Here is a 21,702-nt window from a genome sequence, read left to right on the forward strand (position 1 = left end):
CAACCTACTTCATAAAACGATCTAAAAATCTAAAATTGAAGGTGCCTAAGACATCTTTTACAAATTCAATTTTACCAAAAAGTACAAAAGCCAAAAAACCAACTACTGTGAGTAACAATGCAATGGTCAAACCAAAAATATCAGGGAAATGTAAATTGATAAAATGGTTTATACTAAAAAGAACGAGCGAAATAATAAAGAAGTATCTAAACCTGAAATAGGATTGATTATTAAGGTCTTTACGGCACCAAAAATAAGACCACAAACCCATTGCTATAAAAGCGATCATTAATGAAAGCGAAAGCGACTGCAAGGTGCCATAAAACGGCATCAACCCAAAAAACAGAAGCACATGAACAACCGTAGCAATGGCAATCGAAAATAAATTCAAGGGTTTGAAAAACCTGATTTCAATATAGCCCTTTAAGCCTTGAAAAATACAGTAAGGAACCAAACCAAAAACCAGAATTTTAAAGACCAAAACCACATCGACAATGGTTTCTTCCTTCGTCAGCCAAAAGCGAATCAATACATCAATCCAATTATACATAAGAATAATAACCAGTACACTCGAATATATGATGCCGCCAAACAACAGGTTGAGTGTTTTCTTGGGCTTATCGGTATCGTTGTTATGCCCTACAATGACGGAGGACAATAAGGATATCGGTTGAAGAATAATTAATACTACTCTTGCCAAGGTAATTGCTATCAAAAAAGAACCTACGATCTCATAGTCCTTCTTTACTAGCAAAGAACCTACGGTCAACATAAACATTTCTAAAAATGTCATTGCCGCTCTTGGCAACCCGTATTTAAAAAAAGAGCTGCTTTCATTACGGAGCACTTTTCTAGTTGGGAAGTAGTACAACTTCAATTTCAAAATAATATATCCCAAAATCAGCAACTGCATCGCAGCCAATATGGAGAGCGATATCCTTAAGACTTCAATCAAATTATCAGAATTGGCAACCAGTAAAAATACAGCCAGTATCACCAAGCTGGCATTCATGATATTGATGATATTATATATTAAAATTTTCCTCAGATTCAGGAAGTAAGGTAGAATCAGATAACTTAAATGTAAAACCGAAATATAGACGAAAGTCAAGGCCAGATAACTGTTTCTATCTGCCACTTCAGGCAATATTAATTTGCCAATGGTTTCGCTGAAGAAGGTGTACAATAACAATAAAACCAATGTACTGGCCACCCAAAGCGCAATGGATAAAAAGAAGTAGCTTTTGATTTTTTCAGTATCCTCTTTATGTAAGCTTGTAAAACGAATAAGGGCTTGTGAACAACCCAATTGGCTCAAATTGGAAAAGGTAGGTGCCAGCCTTCTAATCAACATAAACGTACCCAATAAGGCAGCGGAAAGATAAAATTCTGCCTCTTTAATTAACCAAAAATTAAAAAGCACTGCCAAAACAGCAAAAAGGGAACTAAACAGTACATCTAAACTAATTTTGTTCATTGCTGGTATCTTTAATTATGCTAAAGTGAAGTTCACTTGTGCCTTCTATCTTGGATTCAAAGATCACCTTTTTCGAAGTTATTTTGTGGCCGTAGTTGTAACTTAAATAGTAGGTGCCTAATCTAGGTTTAGAATGCTCATCGCAAATGATAGTATACGTATCTGCTCCTAGCGAAGCCAAAAGCACATTCTCCTTTAACGCTAGCCCTACATGTTCAGAAAAATGTAAATGCCTTTGTATGTGATGTGATGAACTACATGAAACCGTATCAAAACAAGAAAGTTCAAACGCCTGCTTTTGGAGTTTGAAGGTTCGTTGGTGCACCACAGTATCTGGCAATCTCTTATAACCATCATGCTTGCCACTTACATTAATACTTTCTTCATCTTCCGTGATCAACACCTCATAAGGTTTCGCGATATCTGCAATACCCCAGTTACCAATTAAGGGAGCAATTTCTTTTTCATCAACCGTCAAAATGTTGTGGTAGGCTGAAGATTTCATTTGATTTTTTAAGACTAAGTCTCCAGTATATGTATAACAGCCTGCATCGACAATGAAGTCGCATCCTTCAAGCATGAGTTCAAAGCTATACAAATCGTTATGACCGTGACCTCCTCTTCCTTTCATACCTACTTCGCCGATATCGGCAATAAAATAATTGCTGTTATTCTTTACAATAACAAAGCCCCCTTTAGAATAGGAGAGCAACTGCGTTTTATGATTCAGGCTGTGTTTCAAAGTGCGAACCTTTTCCAAACCAAAAACTTCCAAAGCCGAAACAAAGGTCTTTGAAACACTATTCAGCACTGGAACATCAAGAAAAATACTGTTCAGTTGTAATAGGTTCGTATGATCATTCAAAGGCAAATCATCATTTTGAAATACCGAGGCACTATCATTATCGCCAATAATTGGTGTTAAGAAATTGGGTTTTGTAACGCTTTTTATAAATAGACATGATTCTTTGAATACTTCTTTGGTTTTGGGCTGTACTTCTATTCCCAAACGCTGCATGGTAAGAAAACCGATGAAATAAAATTCAACGACCAATCGGTGATAGGCTATAGATTTTTCAAAATTTACCCCGTCATCAATAAATTGCAAATGAAATTCTGGTTCTATATTTGCCAGGGCATATTTTTGCCATTGTTTTGCCTCACTATAAAATCCTTTAAACGTAGTTCCCAAAAGCAGCAAGGCCGTGAGGTTAGCCGCATAGTGATTTCCTCGAACATCGGTATATTCAATATTGCGCCACAAAAATATACCGTGTAGTATTAATATTTCATTAAGCAAGTCCAGGGTTTTTTCAGTGGTGCTCCTTAAAAGCAAAAGCTCTCGAAGTTGTATTAGATTAATACTTCGAACCGATACCTCCATAGGGTACCAGTTTATGGAATGTGCTATTGGGTTTTTTTGCTTCCAGTCTTGCAAAACACCATGAACATATTCGAGATGTTCAGTTTCATTATCAAGCAAATAGCGCCTAGCAATTGGAATCAAGAAGCTAAGCCTAGAAAACTCCCAGGGAAATTTCACATCGTATTCCAATAGCTTTTCTGTTTCGTAGAAACTATACTCCTTGAAATAGCGGTTCTTCCATTGGTGCTTAATGCGCCAGTCGGCATGCCAATTAAAGGGCTGATCAAATTGGTAAGGCACATCAAAAATGGAAATATCTCCTTGTAAAACCCTATCGGAATTCTGTCTTATGTGTGTTTGAATTGATTTTAGGAAAGCGTCATCATAATTCTGGAACTTCTTACAAAATAATAAGCTCCTCTCCTTCCATGTAGATTTAGAACTGCTTACTTTGCCGGAAACCTTCAATTCAATGGTCTTCCAAAAAGCTGTGCTATGGTAGAATTTTAAGCGGACAAGCTGCACCAACCTAAACCAAACAACAGGCAACGGCTTAGATAAAATGGTCTTAATATTCACTCCACTTAATTTTTGAACTCATTTAGTCGTTCTGGATCAGAAATGTTGCCTGAGTGGTCTGAATCATATCTTCCAAATCAATGGCCCATTTTCCCTGGGTTATGGACTCATGCATATAGAGCAATTCTTCATACTGACCCTTTTCAGGAATTTTCCCAACCATTTCTTTCAGCTTAACGCCATAGCCAGTTAATTTCTTGAAATCGTCCATTACGATGGTCTTTCCGTCAAAATGAACTTCTAAATTTTCCTTTTGATACCCTTTATTTCCAGTTGCAAAATATTGGAGGTTACCCACCGACCCGTCTTTATATTTTAAAACGATTGCCACATTGTCGTCTTTGCGAATTTGATTGTTAGCCGGACTTATTTTTTCAACACTTACCGAAGCAATTGATGCCCCCGTTAAATAGGAAATCAAATCAATAAAATGGCATACCTCTCCAACAACCCTGCCGCCATGATCATGTATACCTTCATCGGAAGCCTTGAAACCTGCATTGATACGATAGCTGACAAATAGTGGGTTAATACGGTCTTTGGTGTGTTCGTTTATCTCGCGGGCATATTTACTGAACCTACGGTTAAAACCGGTTAACAAAATGGGTTTTTTCTCTTCTTGACTATCGCTATAGAAGGCCACTATCTTATCTAAATCTTCTTGGTTGGTTGCCAGTGGTTTTTCAACAAAAACATGTTTGCCTGCTTGTAAAGATTGAAGTACTAAGACCGCATGGTCTTTGTGCTGTGTAGTAATGAAAACCAAATCAACTTCAGGGTCACTTAATACATCGTCAATATTTGAAGTGGCATATTTTGCATTGAAGTGTGTGGCGACAGATTTACCTTTATGCCCCGTTCTATTGACCACGGCATACAGGGCGTACTTGTCTTTCATCTTTTCCATGTTGGGTAAGTGCATGGCGGTTGCAAAACTTCCAGCTCCTACTAAGGCAACATTCAAAACATCCTTGCTGCTATACGCAGCGTTTACCATAACTTTTGATTCAGGTTTGTTTTCGGCCTTCGTTTCGTAGCTCAATAGAACGATTATTGGCTTTTCAGGACCCTGAAGTGATGCATATGCCTCTTCAGCTTGCGCTATGGGGTAGACTTTGTTTATGAGTAGGTCGAGCTTCACTTTACCTTCTTGAAGTAACCTTAGATACTCCGTCATGTTTCTGTTTTCGGTCCAGCGAACATAGGCGTACGGATAGTCATTGCCCAAATCCTCATATTGACGGTCATAACGCCCAGGACCATAGGAAGTAGATATTTTGAAATCGAGTTCTTTCTGGTAAATGTCAGCACGTTTGATTTCCATTCCAGATACCCCAACAAGGATAACACGGCCTTTCTTCTTGCAGGCTTGAAAGGCATCTGATAAGGGTTCACTACTTGCTGTTGCCGCGGTGAAAATAATTGCGTCGGCTCCATAACCACCAGTAAAATCAGACACCGTTTTTACCAAATCAGCTTTAGAAGGGTTGATGACCATATCGGCCCCAAGCTCTTTCGCTATTTTCAAACGCTCTTCGTTGATATCGCTTACAATGGTACGTACGCCTGAATTTTTTAAGAATTGTACCGTTAGCAAACCTAATATTCCAGCTCCGATTACTACCCCGTATTCACCCATTCTCAAATCTGCCCTGCGCACCCCCTGCAGGGCAATTCCACCCAGGGTTACCGTTGAAGCCAACTGTAAATCAAGCCCGTCAGGAACTTTCATTACCAAATTTTGAGGTACTACAGCGTACTCCGCATGGTTGGCAATACCTGCTCCAGCAGCAGCGACCTTATCACCAATTTGAAAATTCTTAACTCCACTACCCACGGCGATTACCACACCCGCATTAGAATATCCGGTTGGCGTACCGTATTTTACCTTTTGCTGTACTTTAGAAAAAGCTTTCGCTATGCCTTGGGCTTTGGCAAGATCAATGACCTTCTTGAGGTTTTCCGGTTGCTTCATTGCCCTTACCAGCAAATTTTCACCGCTGTTTCCAACACTTTTCAGTTCAGTACCTGCTGATATACAGCTAAAGGAGACGGCAATTAAGACTTCTCCTTCAGATAATATGGGAGACGGTACTTCCTCTGCTAGTACCTTCCCTTTCTTTATGATTGCTTGTAGCATTATTATCTTTTTCTTTTAGTAATTCTTTGTTATTAGAGCCTTGGTTTTTCTAGAGTTTCAAATCAAGAATAGTCATTGTTTTTCCGACTACCCCTGAGTCTGGGTCATAGAGATAAATTTTACTTTCTTTGAATGTTTTTGGCTGCATAAAAAATATGTCTGTACTTACCACAAAGGCATCTCCCATTCTATTTAGCTTACATTCTGCAGCAATGGTTCTTGCTTTGGCCTTTTGATCTGCCGTGGTTTTAAACTGCATGGGATCTTTCGGATAGAATCGAAAAGCAATATTCAAAAGCTGCACCTCTTCCAAATTCTTTCGATCACTTAAAAAGTAGAAAATCTTAAACCTGTTTTCATCCAATTGTAGCACCCCTATTTTATCTACCCTAATGTTTTCGGTAAAATAAAACCCGTTGGTAAATTTATAATCGAGCTTCTTTGAGATATCTTCTATTTCGGGAATCTTCGCTTTCAAAGCGGAGTTTTCTGAATTTTCAGCACCACAGCTAAAAGCAACTATCAAAAGTAAGATGAGCATTGTTTTTTTTAAGTGCATGGTATTTTTATCCACTTGATTCTAGCTGATAATTATTGAAAGATTTAGTTTTTATTTGGGGAAATAGTTTCTAAAACACTGTTTTTCGGTCTCCTCGCAAAAGTACGATAATTCTTAGCCCTGTCAAGCCGAACCTTATCTTGTAAGCCGTTTTCTTTAAGAATTTTTTTTGCGAATTCGTACCAAGTCATCGCCTCGCCATCTGTAAAGTGATGAATGCCATAGTCACTGTTGTTATTGGCAACCAAATTTAAAATATAGGTTGCTAGGTTATTAGCGTTTGTTGGGCAGCCTATTTGTTCATCAGTGATTTGTAAAACCGATTGCGTTTGGGCCCTTTCTAGAATAGTCTTATAAAAATTCTTGCCAAATTCTGAATACAGCCAAGAGGTACGAACAATGAAATATTCAATTAGATTTTTCTGGATGCACTTTTCACCTTCCAATTTAGACTTTCCGTATTCATTTATTGGGTGCGCTTTATCGAAGGTAGCATATGCCGTTTCTTTCGTTCCATCAAACACATAATCAGTAGAAATGTGAACTAGGGTTACCTGGTGTTTTAAACAAGCCTGCGCAAGATGGCAAACTGCTTCGGCATTTACTGCAAAAGCAGGTTCTGGTGTTTTTTCCGCCTGTTCAACATTGGTATATGCTGCGCAATTCATACAATAATCGAAATGTTCTCTTGAAAATACTTCAGCAATTTTCTTACGATTTGTAATGTCTAAGGTAGTTGAGCTATGAAAAACAAATTCAAAATCTGGATAATTACCTGCTATTTTCTGAATACATTTTCCCAATTGACCTTCTGAACCTGTTACCAATATTTTAGTCATGGAAAGAGCTCTTTAAAGGTGGAAAGTTGCATGTCTTTCGGTGAAAGTATCATCTCATTGGTGGGGTACTTCCAATCAATACCCAAGGTCTGGTCATCGTATAAAACGCCATTTTCAGACGCTTTGTGGTAGTAGTCATCACATTTATAAGCAAATATTGCCTCCTTAGAAAGTGTTAAAAATCCATGCGCCATACCTTTTGGTATAAAAAGCATTTTTTTATTATCGCCGGAAAGTTTGATTGTGAAATGCTGGCCAAACGTCTTGCTATTTTGACGAAGATCAACCACCACGTCTAATACTTCGCCTAGTAATACCCGTACCAGTTTTGACTGCGCGTGTTCACCTGTCTGAAAGTGTAGCCCTCGAAGCACTCCCTTTTTCGAATTGGATTGATTGTCTTGCACAAAATCAATTTTTTTTCCAAGTACTTCTTCAAATCTTCTTTGGTTGTACGATTCAAAGAAAAGTCCTCTTTCATCTTCAAAAACTCGAGGTTCTACTACAAAACAGCCATTTATGTTTGTATCAATACGATTCACGAATAGGTAGTATTAAAGGTGCATTAAGTATTGGCCATAGCCGCTTTTTAACAAGGGTTTTGCCAAACGATGTAGCTGTTCTTTATCAATATAGCCCATAGCATACGCTACTTCTTCAATAGCTCCAACCTTAAGGCCTTGCCTTTCCTGAATAACTTCTACCAATTGAGAAGCCTGCATTAAGGAACTAAATGTACCCGTATCTAGCCAAGCAGTTCCCCTATCCAAAATACTTACTTGTAAGTTGCCTTTTTCCAAATAAGCCCGATTCACATCTGTGATTTCTAATTCGCCACGTTTGCTGGGTTTGATTTTTTTGGCAATATCGACAACAGAATTGTCGTAGAAATAAATGCCCGGAACGGCAAAGTTCGATTTTGGGTTTTCAGGTTTTTCTTCTATTGAGATGGCCGTACCACTAGTGTCAAATTCAACTACCCCATAACGTTCAGGGTCTTGAACGTGATACCCATAGATGATTCCGCCCTCCGGATCATTGTTGGTCTGAAGCAGTTTTGCCAATCCAGACCCGTAGAAAATATTATCTCCTAAAATAAGGGCGACCTTATCTTTACCAATAAATTCTTCTCCTATTATGAAAGCCTCCGCCAGTCCATTTGGCTTTTCCTGAATAGCAAACTGAAAACTACAACCCAGCTGCGAGCCATCTCCCAGCAAGCTTTTAAACAGGGGGGCATCTTGAGGTGTAGTAATGAATAAGATTTCATGAATTCCTGCTGACATCAAGGTTGCCAATGGGTAGTAGATCATGGGTTTATCATATACCGGCATCAATTGTTTGCTCACCGCAATTGTTATTGGGTGCAAACGTGTTCCTGAGCCTCCTGCCAATATGATTCCTTTCATTTTATGCTGTTTGATATTTATGAATATACCAAGCAATTGTTTTCGCTATTCCGGTATCAAAATTCTCATCGGCTTTCCACCCGAGTTCGTTTTCAATTTTGCTAGCATCTATAGCGTAGCGGTAGTCATGCCCAAGACGATCGTTCACAAAGGTAATTTGCTCGGAATAACTACCGGTCTGCTTGGGCTGCAAGCGATCTAACAAACTACATATTTTTTGGGCTATAAACAGATTGTTATGCTCGTTGTTACCCCCAATAGCATAGGTTTCGCCAACTTTTCCATTTGCGAAAACCAATTCAATTCCCCTGCAGTGATCTAAAACATACAACCAATCGCGCACATTTGAACCATCACCGTATATCGGAATCTGATGGGCATCCAATGCCTTTCTGATAATAGTCGGTATCAACTTTTCATCGTGTTGTTTTGGACCGTAATTATTCGAACAGTTGCTGGTGACCACATTTAAGCCGTAGGTGTGGTAATAACTGCGCACCAAAAAATCAGAAGAAGCTTTTGAAGCGCTATACGGACTATTGGGTGCATATGCCGTTTGCTCTGTAAAAAACCCTTCACTGCCTAAACTACCATATACCTCATCTGTTGATATATGATGAAAACGTGCCTTCTTGAACCCTTGTTTTGGGTTATTTGGTGACTCCATCCAAGACTTCTTTGCAGCCTCCAATAACACAAAAGTTCCTTCAATATTGGTTTTGATAAAGTTATCAGGGCTGGCTATGGAATTATCAACATGAGATTCAGCTGCAAAATGAATTACCCCATCAATATGATATTTTTTAAATAGTGCTTCAACTAAAACCCGATCACAAATATCTCCTTCAGCAAAGTGATATCGGTTGTTTTGAGCTATTTCATTCAGATTTTGAAGATTGCCCGCGTAGGTCAACTTATCTAAATTGACTACTTGCACATTCGGATTCTTTTCTAAGAAATAGGGGATGAAATTACTGCCGATAAAGCCAGCGCCTCCGGTCACCAAAACACATTGATTTGTGATTTCAATGCCCATCTTATTATATTTCTTTTGCCTTGCGATTCAAGTATTGGAAAAAGGACAGTAACAAAAACCCAACGACCAGCAAGGTTGGAATAAAGAAATATGTTTGATTGAAAAATGATTTCCTAACCTCTTGCGTCTTTCCGAAATTTAAGATCGTTAATACTCCCGTTTGCTGAGCCACTTCGAGCTTTTTCACTTCAATTTCTTTTAAAAGCCTATCTTTCATAGTTAACAGCGCAGGAACATTTAATGTATTTTCCTTTTCCATGTATACCACTCCACTACCTGACTTCTGCTTTTCGGCCAACAGGGCTTTGGAATAATTCTCTACTAGTTCATCTACCTGGGCAATGAGTTGGGTATTTTTTTCTATTCGAGATTTGGCATTGTTAGTATAAACCTGTTTTAAATCGTCAAAATACTTATTGGTATTTATGTAGGACATCAGCTTCTCCACTACGACGGGTCCTTTTGCTGCATCCTTATAGGTAAAGGTGATTTTATAATCTATTACGCTCTTTTCAGAGAGTTCTGAACGCAAAATATCGATTACAAAACTTTCATCTTTGAAATTTTCAAGTACTTCTAAGTATCTCATTTCATTGAGCATACCATCATCGGTTATAACTTCATCATCTTCAATAGCTTCAACTTTAACCGCAAAGCCTTCAAGATCTTTGACTGCTACCCCCAAGGACTCGAAAAAGGTTTCGTTTCTTGCCTTTATATTGGCCGCTAATTCATCGACAACATCATACAAGTAGTTTTTACTCTCAAAGTTTGGATGAACAATAACATCGGTCTTCAACTTTTTAGAAATGATTTGACTAAGTCCGAAACTAATCGCCAAGCCCAAAACTACAAGGCCGATCAGTTTTAAAATGTTCTTCCTTAAATAGATGAAAACCCGAAGCAAAAAATTACCTAGATTATCGAATCCCTTTCTTAATAGTTGCATCAACTGACTTAGATCAATCTCGTCAGGAGTACTCGAATTATTGGGTTGTAATTGTTCTGCCATGTGTTATGAATTGAAAAGTTGCGTTAGAATCTTATCCGTTATTAGATAGGTTGGTTTTACCCCGGTAGTGCCTAAACCTCCTGAGGCCAAGGTGCTTCCAGTTTCCAAGGGGTTATCAGAGGCGTAATAGGCATATCTTACTTTTACGTCTTCACGAATACTTTTTCGAATCTTAGAAGCCGATTGAATTGCTTTTTGATAATGAACCCCTTCCATTTCCAATCCAATAACATTCCACGTTGATTGGTGGAAAAATTTCAAAATATCTCTATTCTGCAGTGAAGTTCCCAAAACGGTTACCATGGTTCCCTCGAAAACCTGTAAACCGTATCCTTCGAAATCAGCCGCGCATAGTTCATTTTTAAAAGGATAGTTGTCGGCGGTACCCTCAAAAATATGTGCTGACGGAATCATTAAATCTCCCTTTCCTCCCTCCAAAATACCGGCTTTTCCCATTATAGAAACAGAAGCAATATTTAAATATGTAGCGTTCTTTTTCTGATCTCCAAAAGGCCTAAGTAATTCATCGATAGTTTCATAAGCCTGTTCACCAAAGGCATAATCCATCACAAAGATAACGGGTTTTTTAGTATCGGGGAGTCCCTTTTCAAGTTCATAACAGCAAGCATCTTTTCCAATTTTGGCCATATCGAATATTTGAACATCGATGTTCGTACCCGAAAGATCATCAATGGATATCATCCCATTTTTCATGGCAAGGTTTTCTACCTTAGTCCGTAAAGCCTTGTTACCCGAAGAACTAAGTGCTTCATAGATTTCCAAGGAATCTGAATTTGGAAACTCTTTTGTCAGTGCTTTTCTCGCGAACAATGAATTCATTACGCTATGCATATTAGCACTAATGATATGTATAGGCCGTTCAAGAAGTCCGTTTTTCTTTAAAATTCCCTTGATCGTATCGGCCCACCGTTCGCCATGAATATGATGCCCGAGACGTTCGCGCAGTTGGGCGCTGAAGGTTATGACTCTTTTCTCTCCTGTGACTTCTTCTTCAATGGCCAGCTTACCAAGCCACCAAATGATTTTCAGAAAACGTTCAGGATTGTCTTTTGTGGAGAACTTTTCGTAAATCCACAATACTTCATCAAAGCTTCTACCCAAAATATTGGCAGTATGAATCAAGGCTACTTCGCGTTCTGCTTGACTTAACTCTTCCTTTTTAACCGACACTTCTAGTTTGGTCCAGTCGCGAATTGTCTTATCGGTGTCTTCTATCAAAACACGTTTACAAATTTTTTCCGATTCGATAAAAAGGAAGGTAAGGTGCGTAAGAATATCGTAAATATCAGAGCGCCCTCTGGTAATTTCTATGTTCATCTGCTCCTCGTCAATACGATAGCAGTTTCGTCTTCTTTTAGGAGGTACGATAGGTTTGAAATGTGATTTTCCGTAACCTTCATCAGAAGTAAGATTGATAAACCGGCATTGCTCAATGCCCTCAGGCAAACGCTCTAAAACGTAAACAAGACCGTTGAATTCTGCCTTCTCCTCGGCTACAGTACCATATATTTCAGGCCGCAGTTGCAAGAGTGCGTTTTTAAGCGATTCTCCTGAAACTCCCGTTGGTTTGTAAAAACCACGGTTAAATAGGTGACGCATGGTGATATACAAACGCTCAATGGCATTGGTCGATTCTTGTGCGCGTGTGGTATTGGTTGTTTTCCCCATGAAAGAATTTCATGCAAAATTACGAATAAAAATCAGGTTTTGTCAAGCCTGTTGACGGCCAACTTTTTGAAGTGAAAGCACATCAGCTACTTTCCTGTCATTGGCCAGTCTTTGTACTTTGTTTTGACCCCCTAGTTTTCCGATTGATTTCATATAGGCTTTAAAACCCCCTTTTTTAATGGAGGTTACTTTTAAGGTTTGGAGAATTTTGCCATCAATTAAATCAAAATAATAACTGTTTTGTCGTTGCAAAGAAGCATCAAGGAGTTCTATAAATCTTGACACATCGGATGGCTCTTTTTCAAATTCAACCAACCATTCATGAAAAGGCAGCTGTTCTCCTTCTGGCGTTATCTGAGGCGCTACCGTAAATTCATTTACTTGAGCGTCAGTTTGTGAAATCGCTTCTTGCATTGCTTCCTCGACTTCTTTGGCAATTACATGTTCGCCAAAGGCAGAAATGAAATGCTTTATTCTGCCGGAAACGATCACCTTATAGGGCTTAATAGAAATAAACTGAATGGTATCTCCTAGGTTGTACCCCCACAAGCCGGCATTCGTTGAGATAATCATGACGTAGTTTACATGTAACTCAACATCCTTTAAGGTAATGCGCTTTCGGTTTTGGTCAAAAAATTCATCAGCCTTGACAAATTCATAGAATATCCCAGAATTTAAAAGCAAAAGCATCCCCTTTTCCTTTTGAGAATCTTGATAGGCAAAAAAACCCTCGCTTGCTGGAAAGAGTTCAATGCTATCTACCTTTCTGCCGATTAAATCTTCGAATTTTGAACGGTAAGGTTCATAATTGACACCTCCATAAATAAACAATTGAAAATTCTTAAAAAGTTCACCTATGGGCTTTTCGGCTTTGTCATATAACTTTTCAAAATACATTTGCACCCATGATGGTATACCAGCAATTACCGTCATATCTTCATTCATAGTTTCCTCTACAATGGCATTCACCTTGGTTTCCCAGTCTTCAATGCAGTTTGTGTTCCAACTGGGTAATCGGTTTTTTTGAAGATAATTGGGAACATAATGTGCTGATATTCCCGACAAACGCCCCAATTTGATTCCGTTCTTTTCCTGCATAACAGGACTTCCTTGTAAAAAAATCATTTTCCCGTTAACAAAGCTAATGTTCCCTGTTTCGTGGATATAATTCAAAATTGCGTTCCGAGAGGCTTCAATCTGGTGTTTAATAGATTCCTTTGTAATAGGAATATATTTTGCTCCAGATGTGGTGCCCGACGTTTTTGCAAAATAGAGAGGTTTTCCAGGCCAAAGTATATTCTTTTTCCCCTTGACTATTTGTTCAACATAGGGTTTTAGCTGCTCATAGTCGCGAATGGGAACATTTTTCACGAAATCATCGTGCGAGTCGATTGCAGAAAATTTGTGATCTTTTCCAAATTGGGTGCCAGAGGCCTTTTCAATCAGCTGCTTAAAAACTCGATCTTGGGTTACTATAGGATGCTGTGCCCATCGTTCGGTTTTTTTGGTGATGACTCTAGCAAAAATCTTGGCTGCGATGGATTTTAAAGACATACTGGCTATTTGAAATCAATGAAATCTTGCGGATTCAAAGGGGTGCCTTTGTCCCAAAGTTCAAAGTGAAGATGAGGACCAGTGGTCAGTTTACCCGTATTTCCAACAGAGGCGATAACTTCGCCTGACTTGACAATATCTCCTTGACTTTTGTTAAGAGATCCGTTGTGTTTATATACACTTAGAAGACCATCTTTATGTTCTAGAATTATTACATGGCCTGTATCTGCAGTCCATTCCGCAAAAATGACCATTCCATCTGCAGTTGCCTTTACCGGGGTTTCACGAGGCGCAACCACATCAACTGCATAATGTTTCTTTTTGGCATCGTAGCTTTGGGTTACGGTGCCACCAACGGGTGGAAATAGAACAATCTCGGTTTTCGTAGTGTTTCTTTCAAAGAGATTGTATTTATCTTCTAAAGCAACTTCAGCCCGCAGCAGGGAATCTTGTCTTATTGGAGTAAGGTCTATAGTAGACGGGTCTAACTTAAACTGTTCCAAAAGCGAATCTCTATTGATCTCGTTGTTTTCTATGTCGCCCTTTAGTACCATTCTGATGTTATCTAAATACCTATTGGTATTATTTAATACTCTAACGAGTGAATCGGTCTGATAGGTAAGGTCTGTTGCCTGTTTTTTCAGTTTGGTAGAAGAATATCCTGGTATATATTCGCGTAGGGGAGTGAAAGCAATAAGTAAAGTGGTCAACCCTATAAGGCCTATAATCCAGAGTGAGCCCGTGACAAAAACGTTGAGTCGACTTAGTTTAAAAGATATTTTTTCTTCAAAAGTACTTTCATTTAAAATGACCAAGCGGTACTTATGAAGCAACTTTCTTTTAATTTCCTTTCTTTTTTTTACACCCTTCGCCATAGCCTACAAAGATAAACTTAGAAATGAATTACACATGAGTTCGCATAAATTTTATACCCATCGAAAAAATAGAATCTTCCATTTTACATACGAGTAAGATATTCCTTTTGGTCATCACAATTAAAATACGTTGCTAAACGTTAGTATTAACAACAAACTAAATACTTTTTACTACCTTTGATATCCATTAAATTTTCAATTATGATAGCTCAACAAACATTTTTAGCCATTGGTGCACCTCAAATTATCTTAGTGGTCGTGGTTGTACTTCTTTTGTTCGGAGGGAAAAAGATTCCTGAACTTATGCGTGGATTAGGTAGTGGTATCAAAGAGTTCAAAGATGCTTCTAAAGACGACGAGAAATTAGAGGAAAACAAAGAGTAGAAAAATTATAATATGTTATATTAGAAAAGCCTTCAATGATTATTGAAGGCTTTTTCATTTCCTTACGATTATACGCTATAAAATTACCTCTTGACAACATATTTACTAGAGCTCACAACAAATTCGCAGAACAAAGTGACTGCTGCAAAATAGTGACAACACGACATCTCAACGTATAGCCTTTCTGTTTGACAAGCAATATTTTCTACACAAATATAGGGGTAAACCTAGGTTTTATAGTATTTACGGCTCATGCTACCGGGTATCAAAACCCTAGATTTGAAGCCTAATTTTTAGGTAAGCCGCTCTATTTTCCCAAAACTGCTATCAAATGTGCCCAAGTTCATGGCCACAATAGAAATTACACGGTATACGAAACTCTAGAATTGGGCGTTAAATACAAACAGTATGATTCTGTACATACCTTGTAGGGCGTACAACTATCGACAAAACGCAAGATGAAGCACAACAAGATTTTTGCCACAACCAAGCATTTATACTGGCGGAATTTACATACGCATCTTGCCACACTAGCGGATATCACGAGAAAAGAGATTGAAGTCCTCTAGATTTTTTTAATACCCCAAATCATGAAACAACTAATTACCACCTGCCTTTTATTACTGTCCCTTGGGATAGGTGCTCAAAATATTCAGGAGACAGCTATCTCTCAAGCCACAGGTTCGATTGATTTCGGCAGTTCGGAAGAAGACCCTGCAGGTGTCATTTCCATCTCGGAAACTTTTGAGGAGGCTGCCAAAAAGAATGATATTCCATATCGCTCTTTTGAAGGTCTTCAGGGTGTAGAAGATGGCTACTATGCCATCATCGGTGTTTTCAATGAGGGGAAAAACCTGAAAAGAGCTGTTAAGAAACTAAAGAAAAAAGGGTTTGACGCGGGCTTTATCTTAAACCCTGAAAACAATCTAAACTATGTTTACCTACAGCACTTCCCTTTTGGCTTAGAAGCTGTGGATGCAGTCGCTAGTAAATTTGACGGAGCTTATAAAGATGACATTTGGATACTAAGCCTAGAAAACAGTTTTCCAGTACAAGAAGCTTCTTTTTCCGATCAAAATAACGGCAATAGTGATTCCAAAGCCGTTTCAGTAAATGAAGTTACCTATACGATGCTTAATGAGACCAGTCACCTAAGTGATCAAGCTCAGCAAATCAAGGAAACTCCAAATAAAAGTAAGCTTATTCAACGCGCCGATTACTATTTTGATAAAATGTGGTACGCCGAAGCTGCTAAGCTGTACGAAGAGGCTTTGACGCAAGGGGGTGCTAACTATTCCTATGAAATCATACAAAAAACAGCTGATTCATATTACTTCAACACAAATATGGAGAAGGCCTATGAATGGTACAATGTACTCTATGACAAATACGGAAAAGACATGTCTGCAGACAATGTCTTCAAATATGCACATTCTTTAAAGGGTACAGGAAATTACGCTAGATCCAAGCGATTGATGCGCTTGTATAACAAGAAAATGAAAAATGGGGAGACAGCTGGGCTAGATGAAAAAATTACGCTCCCCAACGAGGTAGTTTTGGATGAAATTTTGAACAATGAAGGCGATTATGAGCTGAAGAATTTGGCCATCAATACCGAATATTCAGAATTCTCACCCATATTTCTTGAGTCTAATGAGGTGGTGTTCGCTTCCGCTAAAGATTCTTCATTTTTAAATACCAGACGGTATAAATGGAACAACCAACCCTACCTTGATCTCTATGTAGCCAAGATAAATGAAGAATCACAAGACCTTAAAGACGCGATCAAGTTCTCTAAAAAAATTAATACCAAGTACCACGAAGCTTCTGCTGCTTTTTCGCCAGATAATACTACGATGTATTTTACCCGTAACAATTATGGTAAAAAGCTAAAGCGCGATAAAAATGGCATCAACCACTTGAAGATTTACATGTCTAAAAAAGTAGATGGTGAATGGACAGAAGCGGTGGAAGTACCATTCAATAGTGACAACTACTCTACAGGTCATCCGGCTTTAAGCCCAGATGGTAAGCAGTTGTATTTTGTTTCCGATATGCCAGGTAGTATAGGGCAAACTGATATTTTCGTTGTAGACGTAAATGGCCCGAACTCATTTTCCGAGCCAAGAAATTTAGGCCCTGAAATCAATACTGAACGCAAGGAAATGTTTCCTTTTATCAATGAGAAGAAGTTGTATTTTTCTTCAGATGGACATACCGGTTTGGGTGGGCTCGACATCTATGGTGCAGCGTATACCGAGGAAGGTTTTGAAAAAGCAAAAAACCTTGGTAGGCCTGTGAACAGTAACAAAGATGATTTTTCATATATCATTAATGAAGAAAATCAACAAGGGTTTTTCGCTTCTAACAGACCTAACGGAAAAGGAGATGACGACATTTACTCGTTCAAACGTCTTGTTGTTGAGGAAGTACCTGCCAGTTCTAATGCCATAGCCGGTGTGATCACCGAGCTGATTACCGGAGATGTTATGCCTCAGACTTTGGTTGAATTACTTGACGAAAACGGCATTAAACTCAAGGAAATGGTAGCCGACGACGATGGAAGTTTCATATTTGAAGACCTCGAGGCTGATAAAAAATATACAATAAAGGCTACGAATGATACCTATTTCGAAAATATTCAGGAAGTTACCGCCCTTGAAAACGATACCCTACAAGTTGATGCTGTTATGCGAAAATTGAAGGAGATGATTGCGGTAGAAGATGGTATTAAGAAGTTGAAAACCGATATGATTCATTTCGACTTTGACAAGTCGTATATACGTAAGGATGCCTCGGAAGAGCTTGACAAATTGGTGGAGGTGATGACCGAATATCCAAATATGGTCATTAAAATAGAATCTCACACCGATTCTAGGGGTAAGAAAGCGTATAATAAGTACCTATCGGATAGAAGGGCAAAATCTACCCGTGAATACCTTATAGCGCAGGGTATCGCTCCTGAGCGAATTGCAAGTGCCATTGGATATGGTGAAGAAAGGTTGCTAAATGAATGTGATGGCAGCGTGGCTTGCACTGAGAAACAACACTTCTTGAATAGGCGTTCGGAGTTTATTATCGTAAGCAATTAGCACAAAATTATTTAGAACTAAAAAAACCGTTGCTCGAAAGGACAACGGTTTTTTTATGATAGGGAACACTCCTACTGCTATTTCGAAGCAAATCTCATACGAATTTAAATGCTCCCTGGAGTCCCATATCTGATTTCACAACATAAGGAATACTGTTCACAACAAAATACATCTGATAAAATACGGAATTCAACGGTTTGAAGTTATATATAGACCAAATCGATATTTAACCCAAATCTTAAAATACATGAAAAACGTCCTACTCATCAAAGAAATTTATTTAGAGGCCTTTAGAAATCTAGGCACTAAATTCGTGAAATCTTATTTCAAAGCTTTTTCTTGGTTCTGCTTTGCCAGTTTCTTGATCGTGCTTTATGCATTCGTTTTCAGGCTCGTTACCGGGTTTGCATTCGACTAGTACAAATTAACCAACCTAACTATTAAAAGCGTCCTATTTAGGGCGTTTTTTTTATTTCTGATACCTACGGGTCGTTCTAGTCATCAAGCGGTTGACTCGATGATTCTTCCTACAATTATAAAAGGTTGAAGTACAAAAAATAAGATTTTGTAAACCTATTCCTATACATTTACCTTTCCGTTTACCCCCCTTAAACTTCCTTTAATCGAACAATTACAATAAACTATTTGTTCAGCGGAAATTTAGGTCATTACAACCAATAAATTCCCCCTGCGCTTGCGAAAACATAGACCTTTGGCCCATTGGTAATTTTAAACCCCCATATGAATATGAAGAAACTATTACTTGTTAAAGAGATTTACATCGAAGCATTTAGAGATTGGACAAAGGAGTTCTTAATAAAGTATTTTAAGACCTTTACATGGATTTGCCTTTTCTTATGGGCCATAACTGTATACGCCTTTGTATTTAGACTCTCTACCGGTTTCGCATTCTAAAAACGGAGAACACTATATAAATGAAAAACGCCCTTTAAGAGGGCGTTTTTTTATAGCGATACGGCAGTTCTAATTAGTTCATAAAGCGTGTGGTTTTCATAATGGCCTCTAAGCGAAACATATCATCGCGCTTATTCGTAGCCGGGGCAAAAGTGAAGCCCTCAACTACCATTTTGCGGTTATTTACTGCATCATCAATAATATAAGTTATAAATGGCCCCGCCATAGGATAATTTTTAATATCCCAGATACCCCTTACTTCAATTGCTTTTCGGCCAGCGATTTCTGCTTGAAATATAGATGGTGAAAAGGCCGGCTCGGTGCGCATATGTGTTTTTTTATTGGGCACATCAGGACCAGGAATGAACAAAGCTCCAATAGAATCACGCATTTGAACGATATCTCGTACCAAGGTTGAATCTGTCGTAAAACTATTCGCTGGCATCTCGTAGGCAATAATGTTCATATGACCTTTTTGAATCTCCCGATCCATCCAGACAAATGTATCTTCTTGCCTACCCACTTTGTAAATAGAGGGAACGCTCATCGTTATATTAAACTTTTCTTCCAAGACACCTTCCTTGTTTAACGATTTCAGTAAGCGCGTTTGCGTTTCTTTAAGTTCCATCGCCTTGAAAGAAGCTATAATCTCATTTGCCTTAGCATCAATATCATCCATTATTTCTTCATCTGTCTGACCTTTAAATACAGCCATTCGCTGTGGGGTAGCATAGACATCTTGTTTTAACGCTGCCACATCAAGGGTGTCTTTTTTCACTAGAAGAATAGACTTGGTATTCAATAATGAACCAGAAAACACTTTTGGGGGCACTTGATTGAGCGTTAATATCGATTCCTCCCAGGTCAATCCCACCGCGGTCGCTGCAAAATGTTCTCGAACCTTATCACCAACCCGACCCTTCCAAAGCTCATTGTCCATCACCACGGTAACATGATTAACGGGACCGATAGAGCGCGGCAAATAATTTTGTGATTTTCCATTGTTGCATGAAACAAGGCCAATAAAGGAGAGAAATAATAGTATTCTAAGTGTGTTGTTCATATCGTTGCAATATTACGAGGAGCAGTCGCATAATTTTAGCTTCATACCCGGTTTTAGGTTTTTACCACTAATACCGTTCCATTGTCGTAAATTTTCGATACTAATTCCAGGATATTTTCTAGATATCGTCCAAAGTGAGTCTCCGCTTTTGACCACATGTATTTTGCTTCCCGGCACGTTGGCTAAACTAACTTGTTTTGTTACTGTCTTTTTTTGCGGTGCAACTGCAACGCCACGCGAACCTCTTGGATAAATAGTCAAACGTTGCCCAATTCGTAAATTATTACTGCGAAGTCCATTCCAGTTTTTAATCTGACTTACGCGTACTCCATAGCGTTCGGCGATTCTTCCAAGATAATCGCCACTGCGAACTCTATACCGTACTCTATTTTGCTGGGCAGCCTTGACCAATGCGGGTAAGGGACTCTCCTTACTTTTCATTTCCTTTTCGACATGGGCATATATCGCTGCTTCATTATTTACGAACTTGCCTAAATCTTTTCTAGGCAACCTCAGCGCATAATTTTTTCCTTTTACATAAGGAATAACTTTGAGCTTGTAAGACGGGTTCAAAACTTCCAATTCTTCCTTACTGACGCCAACCAATTCAGAAATCTGGTCAAAAGTTATAATATTCTTTACGTGAATGGTATCAGTTTCAAAATAAGGCCGTTCCACCTTTTTACCTTGCAAGCCATGTTCATCGGCATATTCGAATAAATACATCGTAGCCAAAAACGCAGGAACGTAGCCCGCTGTTTCTCGTGGAAGATTTCTGCGTATGTTCCAATAGTTTTTATATCCGCCTGACCTCCTTATCGCCTTATTGACGTTACCAGGACCAGAATTATACGCCGCTAGCGCCAAATCCCAATCATTGAAAATCTTATAAACCCTATTCAGATACTCACAGGCCGCTCGTGTAGATTTTATTGGGTCGCTTCGCTCATCAACGTAACTATTCACATCGAGACCATGCTCTTTTCCTGTACCGTACATGAATTGCCAAAGTCCGGTTGCTCCAACACGAGATCGTGCTTTGGGGTTCAAAGCGGATTCGACAATCGCCAAATATTTCATCTCAACCGGGATGTTGTGATTATCAAATTCTTGTTCAAAAAGTGGAAAGTAAAATTGGCTCACCGTCAGCATTCGATTCATTAATTCGCGCTTACGGGTCAAAAAAGATTTGATAACATTTTCCAAAGATGGGTTATAGACGACGTTAAAAGGAGTCTTCTGATTGAGTAGTTTCAAACGCATTTTCAGCGTATCGGTATTCAGCTCTACATTGTAGGACTTGTCTGGGTCTAGGGTGGAAACCTCTTTGTACATATCATCAAACAAAGCGGCACTTTCGTGCAACTCCTTCATCCATAGGCTATCATATTTGGCAGCTTCAGGATGGTCTTGTAGATTGTATGCGCCTTGATCTCCTTCCTTGATTAGAACTAAGGGATTATCTTTTAAAGGTGACCCAGCCTCCATTTGTTCCATCTGCTCAACACCCTTCATATCCATAGCGGTGGTATCTATAGGAATGTCTTTTGATTGAATAATCTTGACCTCTTTCTTTTCGGAAATAGAATCTTTTTGTTGAGCTAGACCCGAAAAGGTAAAAATCAGAAGAGCAAAAAATGGGAGAAAAGATGTTCTTTTCGCTATCATAAACAGTTCTATCGTTAATGGAGGGCTAACGAAAATCCGATTTTT

The 21,702-nt window shown here is 38.7% G+C and carries 18 protein-coding genes; 4 read left to right on the forward strand and 14 right to left on the reverse strand.

Features of this window, described 5'->3' with window-relative positions:
- Nucleotides 1–4 precede the first annotated feature (4 nt).
- The 12 genes from ABJN95_RS04740 to ABJN95_RS04795 form a co-directional block, all read right to left on the reverse strand.
- Nucleotides 5–1,477: a hypothetical protein gene (locus ABJN95_RS04740; protein ID WP_348368851.1), complete on the reverse strand. Its 1,473-nt coding sequence runs from the start codon at nt 1,475–1,477 to the stop codon at nt 5–7.
- Nucleotides 1,464–3,422, reverse strand: a complete 1,959-nt coding sequence (locus tag ABJN95_RS04745) for an alginate lyase family protein (RefSeq protein WP_348368852.1) — start codon at nt 3,420–3,422, stop codon at nt 1,464–1,466. The genes ABJN95_RS04740 and ABJN95_RS04745 overlap by 14 nt, the downstream gene beginning before the upstream one ends.
- A 22-nt stretch (nt 3,423–3,444) precedes the next feature.
- Nucleotides 3,445–5,562: a bi-domain-containing oxidoreductase gene (locus ABJN95_RS04750; protein WP_348368853.1), complete on the reverse strand. Its 2,118-nt coding sequence runs from the start codon at nt 5,560–5,562 to the stop codon at nt 3,445–3,447.
- 49 nt (nt 5,563–5,611) lie between these two features.
- Nucleotides 5,612–6,103, reverse strand: coding sequence for a hypothetical protein (locus tag ABJN95_RS04755; protein WP_348368854.1), 492 nt, complete (start codon nt 6,101–6,103; stop codon nt 5,612–5,614).
- A gap of 62 nt (nt 6,104–6,165) precedes the next feature.
- Nucleotides 6,166–6,960: a dTDP-4-dehydrorhamnose reductase gene (gene rfbD, locus ABJN95_RS04760; RefSeq protein ID WP_348368855.1), complete on the reverse strand. Its 795-nt coding sequence runs from the start codon at nt 6,958–6,960 to the stop codon at nt 6,166–6,168.
- Nucleotides 6,957–7,502 (reverse strand): dTDP-4-dehydrorhamnose 3,5-epimerase, encoded by a 546-nt coding sequence (rfbC, locus tag ABJN95_RS04765; RefSeq protein ID WP_348368856.1) that lies wholly within the window; start codon nt 7,500–7,502, stop codon nt 6,957–6,959. Before rfbC ends, rfbD begins: the two co-directional genes overlap by 4 nt.
- A gap of 12 nt (nt 7,503–7,514) precedes the next feature.
- Nucleotides 7,515–8,369 carry a glucose-1-phosphate thymidylyltransferase RfbA gene (gene rfbA, locus ABJN95_RS04770; RefSeq protein ID WP_348368857.1) on the reverse strand — a complete coding sequence of 285 codons (855 nt, stop codon included), beginning with the start codon at nt 8,367–8,369 and terminating at the stop codon, nt 7,515–7,517.
- A gap of 1 nt (nt 8,370) precedes the next feature.
- Entirely contained in the window at nt 8,371–9,405 is a 1,035-nt protein-coding gene (rfbB, locus tag ABJN95_RS04775; RefSeq protein WP_348368858.1) for a dTDP-glucose 4,6-dehydratase, read from the reverse strand.
- 4 nt (nt 9,406–9,409) lie between these two features.
- Nucleotides 9,410–10,417: a hypothetical protein gene (locus ABJN95_RS04780; protein ID WP_348368859.1), complete on the reverse strand. Its 1,008-nt coding sequence runs from the start codon at nt 10,415–10,417 to the stop codon at nt 9,410–9,412.
- A gap of 3 nt (nt 10,418–10,420) precedes the next feature.
- On the reverse strand, nt 10,421–12,106 hold the full coding sequence (locus ABJN95_RS04785) for a hypothetical protein (protein WP_348368860.1): 1,686 nt from the start codon (nt 12,104–12,106) through the stop codon (nt 10,421–10,423).
- A gap of 42 nt (nt 12,107–12,148) precedes the next feature.
- Nucleotides 12,149–13,660 (reverse strand): GH3 auxin-responsive promoter family protein, encoded by a 1,512-nt coding sequence (locus tag ABJN95_RS04790; protein ID WP_348368861.1) that lies wholly within the window; start codon nt 13,658–13,660, stop codon nt 12,149–12,151.
- 5 nt (nt 13,661–13,665) lie between these two features.
- Nucleotides 13,666–14,535 carry a M23 family metallopeptidase gene (locus tag ABJN95_RS04795; RefSeq protein ID WP_348368862.1) on the reverse strand — a complete coding sequence of 290 codons (870 nt, stop codon included), beginning with the start codon at nt 14,533–14,535 and terminating at the stop codon, nt 13,666–13,668.
- Between the two features lie 201 nt (nt 14,536–14,736).
- Between ABJN95_RS04795 and ABJN95_RS04800 the strand changes: the two genes are divergently transcribed.
- From ABJN95_RS04800 to ABJN95_RS04815, 4 genes are all read left to right on the forward strand, one after another.
- Nucleotides 14,737–14,919 carry a twin-arginine translocase TatA/TatE family subunit gene (locus ABJN95_RS04800; RefSeq protein ID WP_348368863.1) on the forward strand — a complete coding sequence of 61 codons (183 nt, stop codon included), beginning with the start codon at nt 14,737–14,739 and terminating at the stop codon, nt 14,917–14,919.
- A 590-nt stretch (nt 14,920–15,509) separates the two neighbouring features.
- Complete coding sequence (locus ABJN95_RS04805) at nt 15,510–18,011, forward strand: OmpA family protein (protein ID WP_348368864.1); 2,502 nt, start codon at nt 15,510–15,512, stop codon at nt 18,009–18,011.
- A gap of 247 nt (nt 18,012–18,258) precedes the next feature.
- The gene (locus ABJN95_RS04810) at nt 18,259–18,429 is read left to right on the forward strand and encodes a DUF6747 family protein (protein WP_317129239.1); all 171 of its coding nucleotides are present in this window, start codon (nt 18,259–18,261) and stop codon (nt 18,427–18,429) included.
- Nucleotides 18,430–18,758: 329 nt separating this feature from the next.
- Nucleotides 18,759–18,926, forward strand: coding sequence for a DUF6747 family protein (locus tag ABJN95_RS04815; protein WP_348368865.1), 168 nt, complete (start codon nt 18,759–18,761; stop codon nt 18,924–18,926).
- Nucleotides 18,927–18,999: 73 nt separating this feature from the next.
- On the opposite strand, the gene ABJN95_RS04820 is transcribed toward ABJN95_RS04815, so the two are convergent.
- Nucleotides 19,000–19,989 carry a DUF4837 family protein gene (locus ABJN95_RS04820; protein ID WP_348368866.1) on the reverse strand — a complete coding sequence of 330 codons (990 nt, stop codon included), beginning with the start codon at nt 19,987–19,989 and terminating at the stop codon, nt 19,000–19,002.
- A gap of 12 nt (nt 19,990–20,001) precedes the next feature.
- A complete protein-coding gene (locus ABJN95_RS04825) occupies nt 20,002–21,657 on the reverse strand; it encodes a LysM peptidoglycan-binding domain-containing protein (protein WP_348368867.1) in 1,656 nt (551 codons plus the stop codon).
- Between the last annotated feature and the right edge of the window lie 45 nt (nt 21,658–21,702).

This window comes from Maribacter sp., from assembly GCF_039974175.1.
In the GTDB taxonomy this organism is placed as follows: Bacteria; Bacteroidota; Bacteroidia; order Flavobacteriales; family Flavobacteriaceae; genus Maribacter_C.